This is a genomic window from Paraburkholderia sp. BR14374, assembly GCF_040948685.1.
Lineage (GTDB): Bacteria > Pseudomonadota > Gammaproteobacteria > Burkholderiales > Burkholderiaceae > Paraburkholderia > Paraburkholderia youngii.
In genome coordinates, this window is the sequence record NZ_JBFPKF010000008.1 from 328,198 (window position 1) to 349,959 (window position 21,762).

Annotated in this window: 14 protein-coding genes and 1 pseudogene; 3 read left to right on the top strand and 12 right to left on the bottom strand. The window is 62.9% G+C overall.

Translation table 11 applies throughout. The annotated features are described in order from the left end of the window. Positions 1–2: 2 nt before the first annotated feature. The 4 genes from AB3X86_RS21205 to AB3X86_RS21220 all read right to left on the bottom strand — a co-directional run bounded on the left by AB3X86_RS21205 (position 3) and on the right by AB3X86_RS21220 (position 11,806). Positions 3–506, bottom strand: a complete 504-nt coding sequence (locus tag AB3X86_RS21205; protein ID WP_368597497.1) for a hypothetical protein — start codon at positions 504–506, stop codon at positions 3–5. Next, positions 503–8,590, bottom strand: coding sequence for an Ig-like domain-containing protein (locus AB3X86_RS21210; protein WP_368597498.1), 8,088 nt, complete (start codon positions 8,588–8,590; stop codon positions 503–505). Before AB3X86_RS21210 ends, AB3X86_RS21205 begins: the two co-directional genes overlap by 4 nt. A 17-nt stretch (positions 8,591–8,607) precedes the next feature. After that, positions 8,608–10,179, bottom strand: a complete 1,572-nt coding sequence (locus AB3X86_RS21215; protein WP_368597536.1) for a multicopper oxidase domain-containing protein — start codon at positions 10,177–10,179, stop codon at positions 8,608–8,610. Positions 10,180–10,243: 64 nt separating this feature from the next. After that, on the bottom strand, positions 10,244–11,806 hold the full coding sequence (locus AB3X86_RS21220) for a multicopper oxidase domain-containing protein (protein WP_368597499.1): 1,563 nt from the start codon (positions 11,804–11,806) through the stop codon (positions 10,244–10,246). Positions 11,807–12,596: 790 nt separating this feature from the next. On the opposite strand from AB3X86_RS21220, the gene AB3X86_RS21225 reads away from it, so the two are divergent. Continuing rightward, the gene (locus AB3X86_RS21225; protein ID WP_176108483.1) at positions 12,597–13,070 is read left to right on the top strand and encodes a hypothetical protein; all 474 of its coding nucleotides are present in this window, start codon (positions 12,597–12,599) and stop codon (positions 13,068–13,070) included. A 115-nt stretch (positions 13,071–13,185) separates the two neighbouring features. Here AB3X86_RS21225 and AB3X86_RS21230 read toward each other — a convergent pair whose 3' ends face one another. Next, the gene (locus AB3X86_RS21230) at positions 13,186–13,695 is read right to left on the bottom strand and encodes an IclR family transcriptional regulator C-terminal domain-containing protein (protein WP_368597537.1); all 510 of its coding nucleotides are present in this window, start codon (positions 13,693–13,695) and stop codon (positions 13,186–13,188) included. A gap of 90 nt (positions 13,696–13,785) precedes the next feature. After that, positions 13,786–13,944: pseudogene (locus AB3X86_RS21235) on the bottom strand (helix-turn-helix domain-containing protein); the annotation flags it as partial. Positions 13,945–14,131: 187 nt separating this feature from the next. On the opposite strand from AB3X86_RS21235, the gene AB3X86_RS21240 reads away from it, so the two are divergent. Both AB3X86_RS21240 and AB3X86_RS21245 read left to right on the top strand, forming a co-directional pair. Then, positions 14,132–15,526 carry a spinster family MFS transporter gene (locus tag AB3X86_RS21240; RefSeq protein WP_368597500.1) on the top strand — a complete coding sequence of 465 codons (1,395 nt, stop codon included), beginning with the start codon at positions 14,132–14,134 and terminating at the stop codon, positions 15,524–15,526. 39 nt (positions 15,527–15,565) lie between these two features. Further along, a complete protein-coding gene (locus AB3X86_RS21245; RefSeq protein ID WP_368597501.1) occupies positions 15,566–16,855 on the top strand; it encodes a Rieske 2Fe-2S domain-containing protein in 1,290 nt (429 codons plus the stop codon). A gap of 329 nt (positions 16,856–17,184) precedes the next feature. Here AB3X86_RS21245 and AB3X86_RS21250 read toward each other — a convergent pair whose 3' ends face one another. The 6 genes from AB3X86_RS21250 to AB3X86_RS21275 all read right to left on the bottom strand — a co-directional run bounded on the left by AB3X86_RS21250 (position 17,185) and on the right by AB3X86_RS21275 (position 21,755). Then, complete coding sequence (locus AB3X86_RS21250; RefSeq protein ID WP_368597502.1) at positions 17,185–18,168, bottom strand: electron transfer flavoprotein subunit alpha/FixB family protein; 984 nt, start codon at positions 18,166–18,168, stop codon at positions 17,185–17,187. A 13-nt stretch (positions 18,169–18,181) separates the two neighbouring features. Next, the gene (locus tag AB3X86_RS21255; protein ID WP_368597503.1) at positions 18,182–18,931 is read right to left on the bottom strand and encodes an electron transfer flavoprotein subunit beta/FixA family protein; all 750 of its coding nucleotides are present in this window, start codon (positions 18,929–18,931) and stop codon (positions 18,182–18,184) included. A gap of 205 nt (positions 18,932–19,136) precedes the next feature. Then, positions 19,137–19,592: a PaaI family thioesterase gene (locus AB3X86_RS21260; RefSeq protein WP_368597504.1), complete on the bottom strand. Its 456-nt coding sequence runs from the start codon at positions 19,590–19,592 to the stop codon at positions 19,137–19,139. A 31-nt stretch (positions 19,593–19,623) separates the two neighbouring features. Beyond that, positions 19,624–20,391, bottom strand: a complete 768-nt coding sequence (locus tag AB3X86_RS21265; RefSeq protein ID WP_368597505.1) for an enoyl-CoA hydratase/isomerase family protein — start codon at positions 20,389–20,391, stop codon at positions 19,624–19,626. A gap of 24 nt (positions 20,392–20,415) precedes the next feature. After that, positions 20,416–21,096 (bottom strand): 4-carboxy-4-hydroxy-2-oxoadipate aldolase/oxaloacetate decarboxylase, encoded by a 681-nt coding sequence (locus AB3X86_RS21270; protein WP_368597506.1) that lies wholly within the window; start codon positions 21,094–21,096, stop codon positions 20,416–20,418. Next, positions 21,096–21,755 (bottom strand): RraA family protein, encoded by a 660-nt coding sequence (locus AB3X86_RS21275; protein ID WP_176126011.1) that lies wholly within the window; start codon positions 21,753–21,755, stop codon positions 21,096–21,098. Before AB3X86_RS21275 ends, AB3X86_RS21270 begins: the two co-directional genes overlap by 1 nt. Positions 21,756–21,762 lie beyond the last annotated feature (7 nt).

Here is a 21,762-nt window from a genome sequence, read left to right on the forward strand (position 1 = left end):
AATCATTCGACCACCAGTCCATCGATATGAAACGTGCCGATCAGCACGTTGACGCGATCGCCCGCCCTGATCAGGTTGCCTTTGTTGGAGAACACCACCCAGTATTGCTGGCCGACCTCCTGCGGACCGGTCTGCCGAAGCTGGCCGATCGTGTCCATCACCGGCACTTCGAGCAATGCATGACTTCTCTCGCCGTATAGATACGGCGTCGAGTTCTTGTCGCCGAGCAACTGCGCGACCGCCGGGTCGGTGACGCGATAGCTGAAGCGCAGCAGATTGCCGGAGGCGGTGCGCCGCACGCTCAGGTTGTCGACGCCATGCATCATTTGATACAGCTGCTGCGCGTGCTGCGGCACTTTCACCGGCATATACGGCGACGCCTTTGGCGAAGTCGCTGCCGCCGCCGAGTTCTGCTGCGCCGCGGCTGCATCCAGCATGGCCGCGGCCAGACAGACACCCGATAGAACCAACGCGGCTCGCCACGCCGGAGACGATGGGTGTTTCATGGCAAGAGTCCCCCGGGACCGAACGGCAGCAAGCTTCCTGTCACCAGCCCGGCGAGACCGGCATTTTTACCATTGCTCGGCAACTCGACCGCGCCGATATCGATCCCCCCGGCCTGCGGGCGCGGCGTGCCGAAGAAGTCGTGGTTCGGCGCACCAACCGACGTGGCTGCATTGACGGCCGGCGAATTCGACTGGATCGCGTAGTCGCCGAGCGGCACGCCATAGCCGGCTCCCTTCGTGATCGTGGCGTTGGACAGCGACAGCGGCCCGTACGACATGTTGATCCAGTTGTTGCCTTCATCCGGCGTGGCCGACGGCTGCAGGCTGAAGAGCGGATTCGGCAGCACCGTGTCGGCAATCCCCGGAGGCACCGCGAAGCCGTTCCCGCCAGCTTCAGGCGGCACACGCGAGCCGTTGCAGTACTGGCTGACCACGTCCGGATTCGTGCCGATGTTGTGCGCGTTCGGGTAATCGACAACATCGGTCAGGATCGAATACTGCGGGGCCAGCGTCACCCCCGACTCGTGAGTCGAGGGCTTCACATCGCCATACGCGCCGATGTCCCAATACATCGCGTTCGGATCGCAATATCCGGTCTTCTGGCCTTTCTGGTTCAGCGTCGGGTTCAGTGTGACCGTGTTCTGCAGGCCCGGAATGTTCGGATCGAGTCCAGCCACCGTGATGTAGAAGGAGCGGTTTTGCCAGAACACGTTGTTCGTCAGCACCGGGTCGGAGAACGTCGCGCAGTCCGACACGTTGCCAGGACACTTCAGATTTTTCTTCGAATTCGCGAACGCACTGATGAAGTTCGCCGTATGCCGCGCGACCTCGAGACCCGCCGGCTGGAACGCCGACGTCGTGATCGGGCTGCAGGTCGTTTCGGCGCCCACCGTCGTGCAGTTCGGCGGCCCGACGTTCGCCTGCGCGGCCAGCGCCGTATTGAACAGCACACCGGCCGTGGAAGTCGAATCGTTCGAAATCACCGTGTTATTGATGAAGCTCACCGCCACCGCGTCCTGCAGCGACACGCCTCCGCCCGCCCAGCCCGCCACGTTGTTCGCGATGATGTTGTTGATGACGGTAACGTCGTTCCACGATTTGCTGTCACTCGGACTGCGCTGCACGTCCGTGCCGTTGATGTTCTGCAAGCGCAGACCGCCGCCTTTACCGCTTTCCGCGGTATTGCCGACAATCAGGTTGCCGTCGATCACGAGGCCCGGACCGACGCCATCGGAAAGCTGCGGCGCGCAGTCGATGTCGACCGCCGAGTTTTCACAGAAGGTGCCGTCCGGCGGCACGCCCTGGGCGATGATGCCGCCGCCGTACGTCGGCAACGTCGGGTTGTTGCTCTGGTTGAAGATCACCCAGTTGTGCGAGATGTCGCCGTTGTAGCTGAACCCGAAGTGAGCGATGCCGCCGCCGTCGCCGCTGCTGATATTGCCGCACACAAAGTTGTAGTTGAAGTGATAGTTGTCGGCGCCCGAGCAGAACGTCACGCCGGCCGCGGACGAAGGCGTCGTCGAGTTGATTTCATCGCCATACGAAGCATTCGAGGTCACCGCGTTGTGGTGCACGTTCACAAATGTGTTGTACCCGAACGGCAGCTCCGTGACGCCGTTCGCCGCGATCGTGCCGTCCGGCACTTCGACCTGGCCGATCGTGATGCCGCCCGTGAGCGTTCCGGCATTGCTCGACACGCGGTTGTTCGACACCTCCGTGTAGTGGTTCCAGCCGTGCAGGAAGATCCCGCCGCCGCCTTGCGAACTATTCGTGAAGGTCATGCCGTCCACCCGCGACGGATTGCACAGGAAGTTGCTGGGGTACTGAGCGCAATCCTTTTTACTGCTGGTGAGCGGCGTGCAGATGCCGTTCGCCGTGCAGTTCGCGTCTGCCTGCCCGTTCACGTCGGCCACGCCCTTGGCGAGCACCGTGATGGCGGCGCCTTCGTAGGCTCCCATCAGCGTGGGTTCGATCAGCAGTTCACCGAGATTGCCGTTGAGCGTATTGTCCCAGCCTATCGTCGGTTCCAGCGGAATCGCATCCACTTGCCGTTGCATCGTGCTGCTGCACGAGTACTTGCCGGTCGGGTCGTACGGGTTACTGGAACTGATCAGGCCACCGTTGAGCGCCACGCCGAACAGGCAGTCGACCTGTCTGCGCCACGGGTCCATCTTGCCGGACGGGTGGGGATTCGCGTTGACCGTCACGGAACTCGCGCCGACGCCTTGCAAACGAACCGGCTTCCACATCAACAGCATCTCCTTGTAGTTACCGGGGCCGACGATGATCATGTCGCCCGGGGCTGCCTTGTCGATGGCGGTCTGGATGGCGTTGCTCGTGCTGTTCTCGCCAGCCACATACGTAGGTGCCTTACCGCCGATCGTGACCGTGACGGTATCGATCGACTTCTTGCCGTTGCCAGCCGTGATCACCAGTTCACCGCAGCTCGTCGCCGCGGTTACGCCCATCTGCTGGATCGTGCAGCTCGACTGCGCCTTGCTCAGCGTAGGCACCGTCACCGTGATCTGCATGTCGCTCCACGAGGTCACCTTCGCGGCGACACCGCCGATCGTGACCGTGCCAGTGCCCTGCGCGTCCCCGAAGCCATAGTGGCGCGTGACGAACTTCTGGTTGAACGGCGCTTTGGTCTGAGCCGGCCCGCTATAGGCATGGTTGATCACGGTCTGATCGCCGAGCGCTTTGATCGTCAGCGTATGGCCGGTCGCACTGACCCACGGACCTGCCCCGCCGCCGCTCGAGTCGCCAGTCACCGTCGAGACGGCCGGGGTTCCGTCGGGATAAGCACAGTCAGGCTGGTTGTAGCCGTCCGCGAAGGCCTGGACCGGCACGACCGGGGTATCCATATACTGCGTCTGGCCGGGCATGAACGGAATCTCGTAGCAGAACTGGCTGTACGCCGGGTTAAAGAGCGGGTCGCGTATCGTCTGGCCGGGGTGCGCCGGATCGGGCTTGTCGGGATCGTTCATGCAGGCCACCATCATGTTCGGCGAGTAACCCGTCGGGTTCGGCGGATTCACTTCCCACGTCGAATATTGCAGCCCGTTGAAGATGCCCCACTGATCCGCATACACACGGGACACTTCATTGCCGGCGAAGTCCTTCAGCGAAACCGGCACGTTCGGCACCGCGAACTTTTCGCCGAACTGCGGCGAGTACGGGTCGAACTCCGACGAGAAGTCATCCAGCATGAAGCCCGTGAAGTGAGCGGCGACGTGCGTGGAGCTGAACACCCAGAACTTCACGACCGCCGACATCTGGTTGGTCAGCGTGACTTCCTTGCGGTCGCACAGGTGCCGGGACGCGCCCGCGAACGGTGCGACTTCCTGCGAACCCGGGAACAGGCTGATGAAGTCGGGCACGATCCGCAGCGCACCGACGCACGGCCAGGACGGTTGAATGACGCCCGTAACCTCTTCGTTGCGAGTCTGCATGCCGAGATCCGTGGTCGGGTTCTGCGCATTGTTCGCGTTGTAGCTCGAATTCACCGCCGCCTGGTCGGGCAGGATGAAGATGTTGCCGAGACTGCCGAACTGTTGCGTCACCGGCGCGATGTAGTTGTCGCCGATCAGGATGTTCTTGTCCTCCTCCTTCACGAGTTCATAACCCGGCGGCACGATGACTTCGACCACGTACTTGCCTGCGGGCAGCATCTTCGTGCCGTCGCCGGACGGGTTCGTCACGCAGATCGAGCAGTTCGTGCCGGTCGGCTTGCCGGTGGTCGGGTTGCGGCCCGTCACGCTCGGGAACTGGTACATCCCGTCATACGGCGCGGGCTGCAACTGGTTGAACGCGTGCATGCCGTCATAGCACTTGAATTGCGAGTTTGCCGGCAACGCGCGCTGCTGGGGATCGAGCCATTGCGGCGAGTTTTTCAGCGTGAAGAAGAACGGGTCCGTGGTTTCCTGGCCGGGACAGTTCATGTTCGGCACGCCGTCCGAACGGAAGCCCTGCGCCCAGTCGTCCCAACTGCTGGTTTTGGTCGTATCCACGAGCGCGAGGCTCTGGGTGCCGTCCGCGGCAACGCTCTCCTGATAGAGGTTCACCGTGACGTTCGGCACATTCGGCGTCCAGCTATTGTGAGAGAGTTGGGCCGGGTCGTCGAACGGCCGTGTCGACGCATAGACCACTTCGCCACGAATGCCGCCATTCTCAGTTGGGCCGAACGGCGTCTTGCCGAATTCGAGGAACGAGCTCTGACCGGAGAAGCCTTGCCAGCCCATGGTCGTCACCCATGGCGGATCGATCCGTCCCGTCGATGGATTGGTGCCTGAGCGATCGTTGCAGTCCGCGTCGTTGCAATACACCGAGCCGGGGAAGCGCAGGTTAGTCGGCAGGTGTGCCGTCGCGGATTCCTTCGTATTGGCGTAGTGAGCCGCAATGGTCGAGGTACCGCCGCCAGGTGTGCCATCCGGCGGCCCGCCCGCGTCGTAGACAGCATGGACGCCGGTCTGCTTGTAGCGCGTCGTATCGGCCTCGGCGATGTACCAGTTGAACAGCGGGAATACTTCGTTAAACGACGCATAGCCGTTCATGTCGGTGGTCAGGAAATTCGAATAGCTGCCGTCGCGGAACCGGATCGTGGTTGGCACGAGCGCGAGACCGGGCTTGCTGGCATCCGACACCCCATTGCCATTGGTGTCGAGGAAGGTTCGCGTGTACAGATTGGTGTGCCATTGAAGCACCGACAGCTCGCCGACGTTCGCCGTCTGCCCGCCCTTCACCGCGACCGCCGTCGCCAGCCCGTCGACGATCTGATCGTTCCACTGATCGAACACCGTGATTCTGTAGGTGCCATCGGGCAAGCCGCTGATGCTGAACGAGCCGTCGGCCGCGCACTTGGTGAAGGCGACATCCTCGCCGTCCGGATCGCCGACGCTCACGTAGCACTGCGTGAAGCTGAGCGAGTTGCGCGAGCCGGCGCCGTAGAGGTTTTCGTTAGGCGGCCGGCTGTAGTGCAGGTTGGTAATCTGGCCTTTGATGCCGTTGTTGCAGGTCACGCCTTTGCAAAGAAGCGGCAGCCGCGCATTGATGATCTTCGGATTGGCAAAGCCGATCGTCACGTGAAAACCCGCCGGCCCGAATTCCTGGAAGTACGCCGGGCCGCCGACCTTGATGAATGCATCGTGCGCTTTCTGGCCGTCGAGCGTGTTGGTCTGCAGCCACTCTTCGCCGCGTGCGATGCGGTCGGCCGCAGGGTACGCGGCTACACCGAAGCGCCCCGGCATCAGATTGGAGATGATCGCCTGGCCCACCAGCGGCGACAGCGTCTTGCCGTCAGACTCGAATTTCGGGCAAGTCGGGATCATGCCGACGATGCCGTCATGCGTCGTCTTCGAGATCGGGCAAGCGTCGAGACCGGTGGCCGGGTCCTTCATTCCCGCGAGCGAGTTGGACAGCGGATTGTTGAACATGTCGTAGCTCATCTGGCCGGTCGCATCGCCCGTGCCGCCCGCGTCGTCGAAGAGCTTGATTTCGAAGCCGCCGAGGCCCGGTTCACGCGCCGTGCCGAATGCATCCGTACCGCCGCTCACGTCCACTTCACCGTTGACCGGCGCGTCATCTTCAAACACGAACACCGAGATTTTCGCGGTCTGCAGCGGGGTCTGTTGCAACAGCACGTTCACCGCCGTTTGTGCCGGTGCGATCGGCGCGCCGCCCATCGCGTGACCACACTTGCCGGTACCGGGCGCGAAGTCCGCGCCGCTCGGGCCGGACGGGCAGTCCTTCGAGATGTCGAATTGCCGTAGCGCACCGTTCGTCCCTGCTACCGGCGCGCCGGAGCCTTGCGCGAACGTGTTGCCCGCGTCGCCCGGCAGGATCGAAATGTAGTAGTGCTTCGTTGGATCGAGCGCCACTTGCGACGGATCGACCGGAGTCTGTTGCGCGGCGGTCGTGCGGCATGCTCCATCGCCCACGTCGCACACGGCCGGCACATGGGTGTTGGTGGTCGGATCGAACACCGTCTGCCCCGACTCGCACGCTATGGTTCCCACGCAGCCCGACGCGATGACCGGCATATAGCTGGTGTGGAAACTGGTGCCGAGACTCGGCACCGGCAGCGGCGGGCAGGTACTCGGGCGCCCGGCGCCGTTCACCTGACAGGCGGGGTCGATCTGGAACGTGCGGTCCTCCTCGATGATCCAGCGATAGTCCTTGATCGCAATGCCGGTCGGCGCGTCCTTCACCGCCACGGCGAGTCCGCTGCCGCCGTTGAACGTCACGGTGACCGTTGCGGCTGCGCTAGCCGTGTTCTGTGAATTGACCGCCTTGTACTGGAATGTGACCTGGGCCGTCTTCCCGCTGCCGACCTGCGGCGTCGACGGTGCGGCGTTGAACGAACCATCGGCGTTCAGCGTGACGGTGCCGCCCGATACCGTACCCGACAAGGTGGCGGTGAGCGGCAGGCCAGACGGGTCAGTGGCGTTGGCGAGCACGCCCGGTGCGCCGACGTGCAGGTACGAAGCGACATTGCTGGTGTAGGTGGCGGCGTTGGCAACGGGTGCGCCGGACAGGCAATGAGCACTTGCCGTGCATGCCGCCAGCGTCACTAGCGCCGTCAGCGCGGGATTGCCGTTCGCCTGATAGACGAAGCTGTCCGACGTCGTGCCGCTGTTCGGCACATACGTGAAGGTGCCGTTCTGATTCAGCGTGAGCACGCCGCCTGTCGGCGGGGTCTTGACCTGCACGCCGGAGACGCCCACATCGTTGGCGATCACGCCGCGCGCGGGATCGGTCACGCTCAGGGTGTTGCCGGGCACGAGGAAATACTTGTCGGGGTTGGCCACGGCGCCGGTGTTGGCAGCCGTCGACACCGGCGTTGCGCCACCGTTCACGCTGATATACCCCTGCATCCCACCATCGCGTTGATTATTGGTGGACAGGCTCAGCTCGCGATCGAACACAGGCAACGCGAGTGCGCCCGTTGCAGGCGCATTCATCAGCACGTCATAGGTTTTGCCGGCAGCGAGGAACACCTCCGACTGAACCCGCAGATTGCCCGGCAAAACGTTGCCGTCCTCCGCCAGCAGCGAGAAGCCGGACATCGGGGGGGTGCCGGTTTGCGCGCCCACCACGGACGGCACGTGCATGCGCAGCCCGGCATTGACGAAGCGCAGCAGCACGAGCCCCGTCGAGGCCGGCGCGGCAGCCGCAAAGGTCGAACCGGCCGCGTTGTTGCGGTCGAACGCGATGCCGTTGATCAGGTAATAGCGCGGGTCGTAGTTCACCGCCGGCGGATAGCAGGTGCCGTACGTAGACGACGACGGATTGCCGCAACCGCCCGGCTGACCGGACCAGACCGTGGTTTCGCTGAAGCCGGACGTCGTCACCGCCGATGCCACGGCGGCGTTCTGCACCGGATCGATTTCGCTCAGCAAGAGCGGCACGTCCGCGTCATAGCTGACGCCGGGATAGGCCAGCGCGCGCGTCGAACCATTGGCCGGCGTTCTGACCACCAGTACGCCGTACAGGCCCATCGGCCCCTGAATGGACGGATGCGTGCCCGACTCGATCAAGTAAGTGCCGGGGTTGAGATTGTTCCAGGCAAGGGTGGTCGTCTGGCCATTCGTCACTTCGTTCGCGAACGACTGCACACGCGGCGGCTGCGCGGGCGGCGTGAAAGTCGCGCCGGCCGAACTGCTGGCGATCGGCCAGGTGGTCGCGGTTTGCGTCGCATGCACGGGGCTTGTTGTGCTCGTCGCCGTCGTGCCTTGGCCGACACCGAGTTGGCCGACCACGACAAGCGAAGTCGGTATCGAGCCCGGCAGACTGTTCTTGAGATTGATGGTCAGCGGGCCGGGCGGTACCGTGATCAAGACAGGCGACCAGTTCGCGCCCGCGCCCGGATTCGTCGCCGCGCAGGTAGCGGGCGCCGTCGCCGGCGCTGAACAGGTGTATCCCCACATCGGCACGACCTGTCCGTCGGGGAGTGCAACCGTCGAGGCCTGCGCCGTCAGATTGACACTTGTGGCCCAGGCCATGCCGCTCGCCGTGAGCAGGATCGTTGCGGCGACGCCCGCCTTGATCAGACCGAGGAGCGTCCCTTTGAACTGGGTGGATCTCATCGCGTTTCTCCCCGCCTCTAATTACCTTCGTTGATCGTGAAAGCCTGTGGATCCACGAGCATCATCATCATCATTCCGCCAGGGAAGATGTTGTTCGTGGTGATCTCGCGTTCATTGTGTGAGTGCCACATGTAGGCGAAGCCGGCTTCGGCGGACGGTGGATTCACGACCGTGCCGTTGGGCGGCGTCGTCCCGTTGTAAGCGGTCGCGCGAACGGTGGCGTCGGGCCCGAGGTAGGGACTGCCACCGAACCAGGCGCCGTTGGTCAGCACACGCGCATCCGGCAAGGTGACCGGACCGCCGCTGCCTACGTTGCCAAATGGATGAGCTTCCAGCGCCTTGTTGTGATCGGCGCACCACTCGTAGTAATTCGGCGCTTTCGGGTCAGCGGTGTAGTAGCCGTTCGCATCAGGAATACAGACGCTGCCGTCGCCCGGCTTGTGCCCGTACACGTCCCAATTCAGGCCCTTGCCGGTCCAGTAGAAAATGCCGTCCATCGCGAGGCCTGGCGTGGTCGTAGTCGTGAACAGCAAGGGACCGGCGAGTTTGGTCGCATCCGTCTTGCTGAGCAGCAGGTTGCCGTCGCGCGCCAGCACACGCACGTGATTGCCGTGTTCGTGGAACGGATGCTGCCAGCGCCCCGTGCCGATCACTCGCAGCAGCACCAGTTCGCCGGGATGCATGTGCGGATTGCCGTTGTACGGCTGATTCGGATATTGCGGCGCGTAGTTCGCGTCCATGTCGTCAGGCATGGAGCGCCCGTTGATCATGAAATAGGCCGGGTGATAGGGCTCGGTTTCGACGGTCATGCAACCGGTGGACTGGGTGCACGCTTTGGCCGCTTGCTGTTCCGCCTGCGAGTGGATGCGCGGATCCATTTCGGCAAACTGGAACAGATACTCGCGGTCGTAGCAGGTCGCGCTATGGTTATAGGCCGCCGCAGCATTCCGGTAATCGGGCTGGCCGTCGGGCAGCGTCGAGGATACGGCGCGGCAGCCCGTCGGCACCGCGAGGGTCCCGGGCGCGGAAGTCGGCAAGACGATCAGCGCGCCGGACAAGCCCATTTCAATCTGCAGATCGCCCTGCGTGCCGCTGTAGTAGCTATGCGTTCCCGGCGTCGCCGCCACGAAGCTGTAGGTGACCGTGTTGCCGTGGGTCGCCTCGCGTGTCAACACACCTGGCACGCCGGTCTGCGTCGCCGGACAGGTGCCGTCCGGGTTCAGGACCGCCGCACATACCTGGAAGCCCGGAAACAGGATCGAGGTATTGCCCGCGGCGGCCGGCAGATTGTTGGTGAGCGTGACCGTCACGAGGTCGCCCTGCTTGACGATCAGTGTCGGCCCCGGAACCTGCATGCTGGGACAGTTCGCGCCGGCAATGCCCGCTGGCGAAAATCCCGCTGGCGCCGTCCGGCACCCGTAACCCCACGCGTAAATGCTCGCGCCGTCCGGCTGGCTGACACGGTTCGCCTCGGCGCTCAGATCGAACGTCGTTCCGGTGATACCCGGCGCGGCAGCCTGCGCATGCAGGCAGAACAGTGCCGCCAGCAACACGGCGCCGAATCGCGCGAAGCGTGTCAAACGCGCGATGCATGCGGGGTACGCACGCAGGGCGATCCACCTTGCGTTGATGAAGTTACCCACGGTTTTTCTCCTAGGAGCAGGACTTCGTGGTCGGGTCCACCGAGTGGCAGATGTGGACCTCGGTCATCAACCCGCCGAAGTTCTCGGCGTCGTTGGACAGGTGATCGAGGTTCGGCGTGTACAGGTAATAGACCGAGCCCGGCGCGTATTTGGTCGTATCGCTCGCGTCGAGAATCACGTCGATCGACTCGCCGCCCCCCAGGGTGACCGAGTTCGTGTTGTAGGTCATGTCGTTGCCGGCCAGGTCACGAAGCAGCCGTGCATTCATGCCAATCACGTGCATTGGAATGCCGAGCGAAGCGAGCGTCTGAAACTCCGTGACGTCGAGGTCGGAGATTCTGAGCAGCGCGCGGCCGCCGGCCGGAATGTTGATCAGCGCGGGCAGCGGTTGCGAATAGTGCTTCGATCCATCCGCGACCGGCGTCTGCATCGGCCCTGGCGTCACAGTGTCCGGATAGCTGCGACCATTCAACATGAAGTGCTTGTCCTTCATATCGACGAATGGCTCCGGGTTGAACGTCATGCCGATGAAGTGGAAGTTCGGATCGAAGCCATGGATCTGAACTGGATACTCGACGTCGTACGCAGTCGAACCGTCACCGTCGTTGTAGGCGTAAAGCGTCGGCGTGCCGCTCTTGTTCTTCGCGTGCATCACGCTGTTTTGCGGCGGCAGCGGCGTCGAGCACAGAATGTCGCTGCCGCATGCCGTGCGCGGATCGAGTTGTTGCTGCTGCAGCGACGCGTAGAGCGTCCCCGTCGTGACGCGGTTCTGCCTCGGCCGCACGTAGATCTGCCCGACCATCCCCATCTGCAAATGCTCAGGCGGCGTGATGTGGCAGTGCCAGAAGTAAGTGCCGGCATCCGGTGCGAGGTAGTAGTACGTGAAGCTCGCACCGATGTTGATCGCCACCGACGCATCCGGCACGCCGTCGAAGAACGCGGACGCGTTCGGATAGCCGTGGAAGTGCACCGTGTGCTGCTCGAACAGGTCGGGGCGCATGATCATCCCGACGTTGGTGAGCGTCAGGAAGAACTCGTCGTCCTCGTCGATGGCCATGGTCGGCGCGGGAATGTTGCCGTTCATCACGCCGATGTCCATGATCGGCCGCGGGTCGACGTGACCGGTCAACTGACCGGCTGGCACCGAATCAGGATCGGGCGCGAGGCCGACCGCGCCGTTGAAATTCGGATCGTTTTTCGCATCGCCCACGACGTTGAACACCGAGGCGAACTCGGTGCCGGGCAGTCCGTTGCGAATATCGGCGAGACCGGACAACGGGCCGAACGAGAACATGTAGGTTTGCGTGCCGTCGCCCATCGTCGCGTAACCATCGCCGCCCGAAATCTGCTGACACTTGATCGCGCCGTTGACGTTCTTCGTCGGGGTCGAGTTCGATCCGGTCACGGACGGGCCGACGTAGGCCGGTTCGCCCGCACCAGCCCGCAGCGCGGTAGGATGAAGCGTCGTTGTCGGTGGACATTGCACGCGGAACGACTGAGCAAATGACGGCAACGACAATAGCAATAACAGCAGCGCTGCAAAGCCGTTCCGACAGATTGGAATACTGAACATATGACCTCCGTCCAGGGGGCAGCCAGCGCGAACCGCGCTGGAGGTCATGCTCTACGGTGGGGCACTCACCGGGTACCGACGACCTGAACCCGTAGATTGATTCTGCAGATGCATGCAGGCATCTGGGATGGGTCAACTCCCTACACTTGCGGTAGGGGCGAACCCAGCGGGGGGTGGGAAGGTCTGCTGCAAGCGGGGCTCATATAGCCGCCATGAGCTGCGACCGCACAAGGCGAAGCGGCGCTCGCGATGCCCAGTGGATCTCTTCGTGTTGGATCACACACCCGGGATACGATGAGGTTGACCCTTGATCGCGTTGCCCGCTAGATTTGAAGGTTCAAGCGCCGCCAGTGCGAAATGACTTCTCGTAGAAGATATCTGTAGAACAACTCGATGGGGTTGCGATGCGGGTTGCGGAGTGACGGAAACGACACAGCGTTTCGCGATGTCACCCGGAGCGACGGCAGCGAACTCCTTGCTGTTCGCAATACGCGTGTATCGATGTCCGGCGCCTGCGTTAGAACGGCGAGCAACGCCAGTTTTCAGGCGCCGGTCCTAGGCGCAAGGCGCCAAGTTGCCGGTTGCACTACCTGAATTCACCTATAACAAGGACAGAACAGGTGGCAAACATGCTTCAACCGGCTCTCGAATTGCGTATTGCCTATTGCCTGTTGGCCTTGCGCAAAGCACCGTCAGCCTCTCGGGCACAAGTCCTGAGGTGCTCTATCCGTCAGTTCGACCCACCTGCCACGACACTTCAATCAGCCGGAGAAACGGCCGGAGAAACGACATGAAGATGATTGGTTTGCTGGGACTGCTGGCGAGTGCCGCTGTGCAGGCTCAGGTCACCCTGCCGTTGCCAGAGGCATACCCGACGCTGCTCGGGGTCTCGTGCGGCGGTGTAAATGTCACCAGCTATGTCACGGGATTCGACGCGAACGGGTATATCCGCGGCGAGGTCTACGCGTGGACCCGCTGCGGCGCATCGGGGCGCGGCGGCGGCTACCACGCCCAAACCTATCAGTCCTGGCACACCATCGTGTGGGACATGCGCCAGAACTACAAAGTGCTGCCTTATGACAACATGGTTCCGGACCCGGCATTCACTGCCACCGACGCGTACGGCAATAGCATCCGGAACACCTGTTCCGTTACAACCGACGGGCAGCCGGCCTGCGTCGCCAGTGCCTATATCTACTATGCTCCGCCCACTATGACGCCGATTTCGGACACCGTGACCGTTAGCCCGGTGTGCGGGCAATAGCCGGCGCCGGACGCTGTCGTTAATGACCGTTCGACGGTCGGCGCTAGCTTGCCCCGACCGGCAGACAGCGCCAACTTTTCGCGCGCTGCTGAAATTTGCCCGAGAGCCGACGCGATTACGACCGCATGCGAAACGGGTCGACGAGTTCGTTCATCATGTCAAGCAGCATGGCGCGATCACGTTTGATTTCATCGATTGGGCCGCCCAAACTCAGTGTCATCGCGTCGTAGCCGCGCTTCATGGGCAGAAGCATTGCCAGTGCAGCGGCTCCGGGCATGGACACGCCCGTGGAAAGAGCAAAGCCGTCGCGGAGCGTCTGCGCGATGCTTTTGCGTACGTCCTCCAGTGCAAGGTGCAAGTCGGGATTGCGCTCGAGCGCGTTGACCTTGCGTAGCAGGTTCGCGACCTCCCTATCTGTTCTCGTGGTCAGCAACATCTTGCCTGCCGCGCTATGAAACAGGGGACGCAGCGCACCGCTCGAACTCGTGAAGCTGCCGGCGCGGGTTGCTTGCAGCACGTGCAGATAACGCACATGGGTTCCGTGCTGCGCGCCGATCATGACCGTGTGACCGCAGCGATCGCGCACGCTCCTCATCAGGCGCAACAGGCTTTGCGCGCTGTACATCTCCTCCTGAATCCAGGCCGTTGCGAGCGCAATCCGCAGATTGGGCACATACAGCCCGGTGCGCGCTTCGTGATCGAAATATCCCGCTTCCGTCAGGCTATTCATTAGGACCGAGGTACTCGATTGCGGATAGCCAAGCGATTGCGAAATCTCCTTGATCGTCGCGGGGCTTCGCGTTTCCGCGAAATATTCGAGCACTTCGAGAACCCGGTGGGCTGATTTGACCCGAGGAATGGAGTCCATAACCATGATTTTGAATCACATATGTGATTGTTGTGTTCCACGGATTATAGGCGGACTAAGCTGCATGCCAGCTCGCTGCAATCAGCGAGTGCAATGCACCGGACCAGCCATGTCATTGGTGCGCAGACATCCAGAAAAGGTCAGGGTCGCGCGGTTGCCGCGATCCATCAAGGCCAGGAGGAGGCAGAGTTTTATGGAAAACGTCGGAAACGTACTGTCCGCGCTCGAGGTCAGGAGAAGCTCGCGGTATCGTGCATGGCTCTTGTTGCTGCTCAGCCTGATCTACGCATCGAGCTTCATCGATCGTATTTTCATCGCCGTCGTGGGGCAGTCGATGAAGGTCGACATGAACCTGAGCGACCTGCAGATCGGGGTGCTCGGCGGCCTCGCATTCTCGCTGTTCTACGCGACGCTGGGCATCCCGATGGCCCGACTCGCCGACCGGATGAGCCGGGTCACGCTGATATCCCTGTCGATTGCGGCATGGCCGGTGATGACCGTGCTGTGTGGCACGGCGGGCAATTTCGCGCAGTTGCTTCTGTACCGGCTTGGCGTCGGTATCGGCGAGGCTGGCAGCACGCCCACCGCTCATTCGCTGATCTCGGACGAGTTCCCCGAGGGACGCCGCGCCACTGCCCTCGCGATCTATGCGCTCGGTCCTCCGCTTGGTGCGATCGGGGGCGCGATCGGCGGCGGAATGATTGCACAACATTTCGGCTGGCGGCCGGCTTTCTGGGTCGTCGGCGCTCCGGGGCTCATCCTGGCCGTCATTGCTTTCCTGAGCTTGCGCGAGCCCGAACGCGGCGCCATGGACCCGATTACCGCTGTTGATGCGCAGCGCAATGCCTCGCTGGGCGCTATCGCGGCCATCCTCTTGCGCAGTCCGTTGTTCGTGCAACTCCTGCTGGGCACAGTGATCGGCGCGTTCGCCCAGTACGGCATCAATCTGTTCATTCCGGCGTATCTGACACGCGAATTCGGCCTCAATGCCGCGCAGGCCGGGATGATGTTTGGTCTCACGATCGGTGTCGGTGGCGCGATCGGCACGACGCTCGGCGGATGGATTGCCGACAGGGCCGGATCAAGCGACAAGCGCTGGTATGCCTGGGTACCGGCTTGGGGCACGCTGCTTGGCTTCGTGCCGGCGTCCCTCGCGTTCATGCAGTCCGACTGGCATCTCGCGGCGGCGTTGCTGTTTCTCGCCACGATCCTGTTGAGCTCCTGGAACGGACCGACTTTCGCGGCGATTCACGGCCTCGTTGCGCCACGCATGCGCGCCACGACCTCGGCCTTCGTGTTCCTGATGATGAACTTCATCGGCCAAGGCGGCGGTCCGACGTTCATTGGTTTCCTTAGCGACCGCATTGCCGCCCATCTGTTCACGGCCGGCGACTACTCGAAAGTCTGCCGGTCCGCGCATGGCGCTCATGGTGCGATTGGGGCGGTGGCAGACTCGCCGCTCGCGCATGCTTGTGCGGACGCTTCGTCGGCCGGTCTGCGCTACGCGATGCTCTCGATGAGCGTTGTCCTCGTGTGGGCTGCGTTCCACTACTTCCTCGCCGTGCGCCACGTCGACAAACGGCATTGACGCTGACCTCATCGACTCCCAACTACGAACACGATCATCATGCTTACCGAAGAACAGAATCGCCAACTGACTCAGGTTGGCCTGGGCACGCCGATGGGCGAGCTAATGCGGCGACACTGGCATCCGATCGCCGGCATCGACGAACTTGAGCGAGAGGCGATCAAGCCGGTGCGTCTGCTTGGCGAAGATCTGGTGCTTTACAAGGACCTGAGCGGACACTACGGCCTGATGGAGCGCTACTGCGCGCATCGCGGCGCAGACCTGGCCTATGGCTTTGTCGAGGACCATGGCCTGCGCTGCAACTATCACGGCTGGCAATACAACTATGGCGGGCAGTGCGTGGCGCAGCCTTACCAGGATCTGGTGGCACCGCAAGGCACCATGCGTGAGCGGATCAAGCTCAAGGCCTACGAGGTCCGTGCGTGCGCTGGCTTGCTGTGGGCCTATCTCGGGCCTAAACCGGCTCCTCAGTTGCCGGATTGGGAACCGTTCCACTGGCGCAACGGCTTCGTGCAGGTTGCATTCGCAAGCGTGCCCTGCAATTGGCTGCAAACCCAGGAAAATTCGATCGATCCGCTTCATTTCGAGTGGATGCACGCCAACTGGGGACGCCGGCAGCGCGGCGAGCGCGACTATGCGCCGGCGCATCTCAAGATGGCATTCGAGGAGTTCGAGCACGGCTTCATCTACCGGCGTGTGACCGAGGATACCGACGAGTCGCATCCGCTCTGGACGGCTGGTCGTGTCTGTCTCTGGCCCAATGGCTTTTTTCTCGGGGACCATTTCGAGTGGCGGGTGCCCATCGACGACGAAAACACGCTCAATGTGACGTGGTCGTACGTACGCGTGCCCCGCGAGTCCGAGCCCTATGTCCAGGAGAGCATTCCAACCTGGCATGCGCCGGTCATGGATCCGCAGAGCGGCAAATGGATCAGCTCGCATGTGATCAACCAGGACATCATCGCGTGGTGCGGACAGGGGCGTATAGCGGACCGTACCCGTGAAAACCTGGCTGCCAGCGACGCCGGCATTGTGATGATTCGCCGTCAGTACTTGCGGGACATGGAAGCCGTAGCGCAGGGGCGTGATCCGAAGGGCGTCCTGCGGGAGTCTGCCGGACCTCAGGGCATTCCACTGCCCTGCGGCGACTGGCGGGATTTCTTCACGAACAGTCTGCCTCGCGGCGAGTATGAGCGTCATCCCAAGTGGAGCAAGCTACTGCATCATTTCCTGTTTCATCCGGGGCAGCCCCAGGCGGTTCGCGAGGCGTGCGAAGCTGCCACCGGCGTGGCCATGAAGGACGTTGGCGGCGCGGCTGTGGCTGTTTGAGGTTGGTCGCGGCTTCCGGTATGCCGGGAGTCGCGAGGCATATTGAAACGCAACTCAGTGTTCGACGAACGCCACTTTGATCGAGAGGTTATCGCGATGAGGCTCAGGTGAAGATCCGCGGCAATCGGGCCAATCTTTATTGCTCTGTTGCACAGACTCCAGGCCCGCATCCGTTGCTCTGATTTCGATCCCACGCACGAGACCGCGCACGGTCCGGGTGACCGTGTGGGCTGCCATCTCCGGCAGCTAGGTCGCGGCTCCATGGCCCAGCCATTGTTCACGAGTACGCGAGACGACTTTTCCGGGCGCCGTCGTGGCAACGTGCGCTATCACGCCAGTGCATCGAGATCGCTTATAAGTTCCGGCACGATGGTGAACAGATCGCCGACGAGACCGTAATCCGCCACGCTGAAGATCGGCGCTTCTTCGTCCTTGTTGATCGCAACGATGACCTTCGAGTCCTTCATGCCGGCCAGATGCTGGATCGCGCCCGAGATGCCGACCGCGACATACAGTTGCGGCGCGACGATCTTGCCGGTCTGGCCGACCTGATAGTCGTTCGGCACGAAGCCCGCGTCGACCGCCGCGCGCGATGCGCCCAGCGCCGCGCCGAGCTTGTCGGCCAGCGGCTCGAGCACCTTCGTGTAGTTCTCGCCATTGCCCAGACCCCGGCCACCGGACACGATGATCTTCGCGCTCGTCAGTTCCGGACGATCGAGCTTCGTCACTTCGCGGCTCACGAATTGCGAGATGCCTGCGTCGGCTGCGGCTTCGATCTTTTCGACCGCTGCGCTGCCGCCTTCGGCTGCGACGGCGTCGAAACCGGTCGAGCGCACGGTGATGACCTTGATCGGATCAGCCGATTGCACGATCGCAATGGCGTTGCCCGCGTAGATCGGACGCTCGAACGTGTCGGCGCTGTCCACCGCGGTGATGTCGCTGATCTGCGCGACGTCGAGCTTCGCGGCGATACGCGGCGCGATGTTCTTGCCGTACGCGGTAGCTGGCGCGAGGATATGCGTGTAGTTCCTGGCCGCATCTTGCACAAGCGTCAGCACCGTCGCTTCGACGTTTTCCGCGAGACCCGCTTCGAGTTGCGGCGCGTCGGCCAGCAGTACCTTGGCGACGCCGGCGATCTTCGCCGCGGCATCGGCCGCGGCTTGCGCGTTATGCCCCGCGACCAGCACGTGAATCTCACCGCCGACCTTCCGTGCCGCGGCGATCGTATTCAGCGTCGCGGCCTTGATCGACGCGTTACCCCCCAAGGGGGCTTCCTTCGGGGCGTCGTGTTCCGCAATTACCAGATTCGTCATTTCTTGCGTCTCCTCACAGCACCTTGGCTTCGGTCTTCAGCTTCTCGACCAGCGTTTTCACGTCCGGCACCTTCACACCGGCGGAGCGCTTCGGAGGCTCGGCGACTTTCAGCGTCTTCAGACGCGGCGTGACATCGACGCCGAGGTCTTCGGGCTTCACCGTTTCCAGCGGCTTTTTCTTGGCCTTCATGATGTTCGGCAGCGTCACGTAGCGCGGCTCGTTCAGGCGCAGATCGGTCGTGACCACGGCCGGCAGCGTCAGCGACAGCGTTTCCGCGCCGCCATCCACTTCACGCGACACCGTTGCCTTGCCATCCGCCACGACCACCTTCGACGCGAACGTCGCCTGCGGCAGGTTCGCCAGCGCGGCGAGCATCTGGCCGGTCTGGTTGGAGTCGTCGTCGATGGCCTGCTTGCCCAGAATGACGAGCGAAGGCTGCTCCTTGTCGACCAGTGCCTTCAGCAGCTTTGCAACGGCCAGCGGCTGCAGGTCTTCGTTCGATTCGATCAGGATCGCGCGGTCCGCGCCGATCGCGAGCGCGGTGCGCAGCGTTTCCTGCGACTGCGTCACACCGGCCGACACGGCGATCACTTCGGTCGCGATACCCGCTTCCTTCAGACGCACGGCTTCTTCAACCGCGATTTCGTCGAACGGATTCATCGACATTTTCACGTTCGCAATATCGACGCCCGTACCGTCCGATTTCACGCGGACCTTCACGTTGTAATCGACGACGCGTTTCACCGACACCAAAACCTTCATTCATTTTCCTTTAACAATCAAATGAACAACCGAAGTTGCCCGAACGCTGGCGTCGGATCTCAGGCCATCAGGCTCAGTCATCACGATGACGGCCTCTAGAACGCAGGTAGAAACATCTGCAACCACCGTAACTGGCACCCTCCCCCAAACCACAATGGCGCTACGATGCGACCGGTTCAGACGTCTCAGCCGAGCAGGGCTGAAATCAGGCGACCAGATTGACCGCCGTTGCCGTCGCGAGCAGCTTGTCGTCCTGCCAGAGTTCGCCCTCGACATTGACGACGCGCGAACCCTGCCGCACGAGGCTCGCGCGGCCGGTAATCAGGCCGGCCTTGCCCGGGCGCAGAAAAGACACATTCAGGCTCAGCGTCGCGCAATGCTTGTCCTCGCGCAGCGAGGCCATGCATAGCAACGCCGTGACGTCGTCGAGCATCGCCGCGAGCATTCCGCCCTGAACCTGCCCGGCAGGATTCGCGAATGCAGGCAAGCCCTGATATTCGCATTCGATGCGGCCCGCCTCGATATCGACCAGGACAATCCTGGTGCCGAGCGTGGTGCTGATCGGCGGTGCCGCCAGTTCGCCGTCCATAATCTTGCGTATGTACGGATGGATCGCCGCAATCATTGCCAGATGAACCCCGAAAAAGATCGGGCGAAACATGCGCCCTCGATAAAAATGCGTTCAGCGCCTCTCAGCACCCCTTGAATGCGGGCGCGCGCTTTTCCTGCCAGGCCAGCGCACCCTCGCGCAGATCGTCGGAGGCATCGGCGCGGGCCAGATCCTGCGCGTAATCGACAGCATCGAAGCGACCCGCCGCGATGCGCGTCAGATGCTTCTTCATGCCGAGCAGCGCGAGCGGCGCCATGCCACCCAGTTGCGCGCCCAATGCGCCGGTCACCTCTTCCAGACGCGCGGGTTCGACCACCTCGTCGAGGAAGCCGCAATCGCGCATCTGCCCGGCATCGAAGCTCGCGCCCGTGAGCAGCAGACGCTTGGCCACGTTCACGCCAAGACGCGAAACATAGCGGTGCAGTCCGCCCTGATAGAACAGCAGGCCGAGTTTCGCGGCCGGCACGAACATCTGCGAATGCGTGACGCCATAGCGAAAATCGCAGGCCAGCGCGAGATCAGTCGCGCCGCCATAGACGCCGCCGTTCACCGCAGCAATCGTCACCGGCCGCGCGGTTTCCAGCTCTCCCGCGAGGGCCTCGAAGGCTTCGCCGATATTGCCGGCGCCGACGCTGTGGATATTGAAGCCCGAGCAGAAATGCCTGCCCTCGGCGCGCAAATGCAGAACGAGCACGTGCTCCATCGCATTCACTTCGCGCAGGCAGCCGCGAATCGTCTCGAGATCGGAGAACTCGAGGCGGTTCGCGACCTGTGGACGGCGCAGCGTGATGACGGCCTCGCGGCCATTGACCACCAATTCCGGCGCCTGGCCCGGTGCCATCTCACTCATTGCCATCTCTCCCGTATGTTCGATTCAGTGAAAGCCGTAGATCTGCATCGTGGTCTCTCCGGCCTCGATGCGCTTGCAGATTGCCGCTTCATCGATTTCGCGCTGCGCGGCCCTCGCGACTACTTCGGACGCACGAGCACGCGGTACTGCAACCACGCCGTCGCGGTCGCCGACGATCAGGTCGCCGGGCTCGACCGTCGTGTTGCCGAGCAGCACCGGCGCATTGAGCCAGCCGATCGCGCCACAGTCCTTGCCCGTGCCGCGAATCGACAGACCGCGTGAGAACACCGGGAAACCGATCTGTTCCAGCAGGTCGGCATCGCGCACGCAGCCGTCGATGACGAGGCCCGCAAGACCACGCACCTTGGCCGCCGTGGTCATGACCTCGCCCCAATAGCCGTGATCGTACGCACCGTTCGCGTAGACGACGAGTACGTCGCCCGGCTTGGCCGCGAGGATCGCACGGTGCAGCCAGAGGTTGTCGCCGCCCGGCGAATGCACGGTGAATGCCGTGCCGCAGATCCGGAAGCCCGGCGCGACCGGCCTGATCGAAGTCGGCAGCACGCCGATCTTGCCGCCGGCCTCGTGCAATGCGGCTGCCGGCACGTTGCGCGCGGCTTCGACGACCTTCGCGTCGACGCGCTCGAAATCGGTGCGAATCGTCGTCGACGAATCGTGTTCTTTGACGTTGTTCGTGGCGCTCATTACTTCCCCTTGGTCTGCAACTGGTGGTACTTGAACTGCCTGCGTGCCTCGTCGAGACGCATGCCGCCACGGCAGGCCTCGCGGATCGCTTCTTCAGCGTTGTGAATCGTTTCGGCGGCCTCGAGCACAGCGTCCTCATGCTCGCGCGGGATGACGATCACACCGTCGGCATCGCCGCGCAGCAGGTCTCCCGCCGCGACACGCGCCTCACCGATGTTGACCGGCACGTTCACGGCTTCGACCTGCACGCGGTCCTTGCCGGTGCGCATCCAGTGGTCGCGGCTGAACACCGGGTAGCCGAGCTTCAGGCACAGTGCGACGTCGCGGCACACTCCGTTGATCACGGTGCCGGCAATGCCACGGCGGTGCGCGATCTCGGTCATGATGTCGCCCCACACGGTGGCGTCTTCACGGCCGTTGTTGTCCAGCACGACAATGCTGCCGACCGGCACGTCGTCGATGAAGTCGCCCACGGTGCCCGGCGGGTTCGAAGGCGGACCGTATTTGATCGTGTAGGCGCGGCCGGTGGTGCGAAAATCCGAGCTGCGGGGCTTGATCTTGTAGCACTGGCCCACGATGCCGAGCTTGTCGAGTGCGTCGGAAAGGGTCGCCGTGTCGAGCTTTGCAGCGCGCTCGACGTTCTTGTCCTGAGTCGTCATGGAATGG

What these genes read in the sequence shown, in the direction of transcription:
- AB3X86_RS21230 (WP_368597537.1), bottom strand. Translation starts at nt 13,695, where the DNA reads ATGTACAGCGCGCAAAGCCTGTTGCGCCTGATGAGGAGCGTGCGCGAT.
- AB3X86_RS21220 (WP_368597499.1), bottom strand. Translation starts at nt 11,806, where the DNA reads ATGTTCAGTATTCCAATCTGTCGGAACGGCTTTGCAGCGCTGCTGTTA.
- AB3X86_RS21210 (WP_368597498.1), bottom strand. Translation starts at nt 8,590, where the DNA reads ATGAGATCCACCCAGTTCAAAGGGACGCTCCTCGGTCTGATCAAGGCG.
- AB3X86_RS21260 (WP_368597504.1), bottom strand. Translation starts at nt 19,592, where the DNA reads ATGTTTCGCCCGATCTTTTTCGGGGTTCATCTGGCAATGATTGCGGCG.
- AB3X86_RS21240 (WP_368597500.1), top strand. Translation starts at nt 14,132, where the DNA reads ATGGAAAACGTCGGAAACGTACTGTCCGCGCTCGAGGTCAGGAGAAGC.
- AB3X86_RS21255 (WP_368597503.1), bottom strand. Translation starts at nt 18,931, where the DNA reads ATGAAGGTTTTGGTGTCGGTGAAACGCGTCGTCGATTACAACGTGAAG.
- AB3X86_RS21275 (WP_176126011.1), bottom strand. Translation starts at nt 21,755, where the DNA reads ATGACGACTCAGGACAAGAACGTCGAGCGCGCTGCAAAGCTCGACACG.
- AB3X86_RS21225 (WP_176108483.1), top strand. Translation starts at nt 12,597, where the DNA reads ATGAAGATGATTGGTTTGCTGGGACTGCTGGCGAGTGCCGCTGTGCAG.
- AB3X86_RS21265 (WP_368597505.1), bottom strand. Translation starts at nt 20,391, where the DNA reads ATGAGTGAGATGGCACCGGGCCAGGCGCCGGAATTGGTGGTCAATGGC.
- AB3X86_RS21245 (WP_368597501.1), top strand. Translation starts at nt 15,566, where the DNA reads ATGCTTACCGAAGAACAGAATCGCCAACTGACTCAGGTTGGCCTGGGC.
- AB3X86_RS21205 (WP_368597497.1), bottom strand. Translation starts at nt 506, where the DNA reads ATGAAACACCCATCGTCTCCGGCGTGGCGAGCCGCGTTGGTTCTATCG.
- AB3X86_RS21250 (WP_368597502.1), bottom strand. Translation starts at nt 18,168, where the DNA reads ATGACGAATCTGGTAATTGCGGAACACGACGCCCCGAAGGAAGCCCCC.
- AB3X86_RS21270 (WP_368597506.1), bottom strand. Translation starts at nt 21,096, where the DNA reads ATGAGCGCCACGAACAACGTCAAAGAACACGATTCGTCGACGACGATT.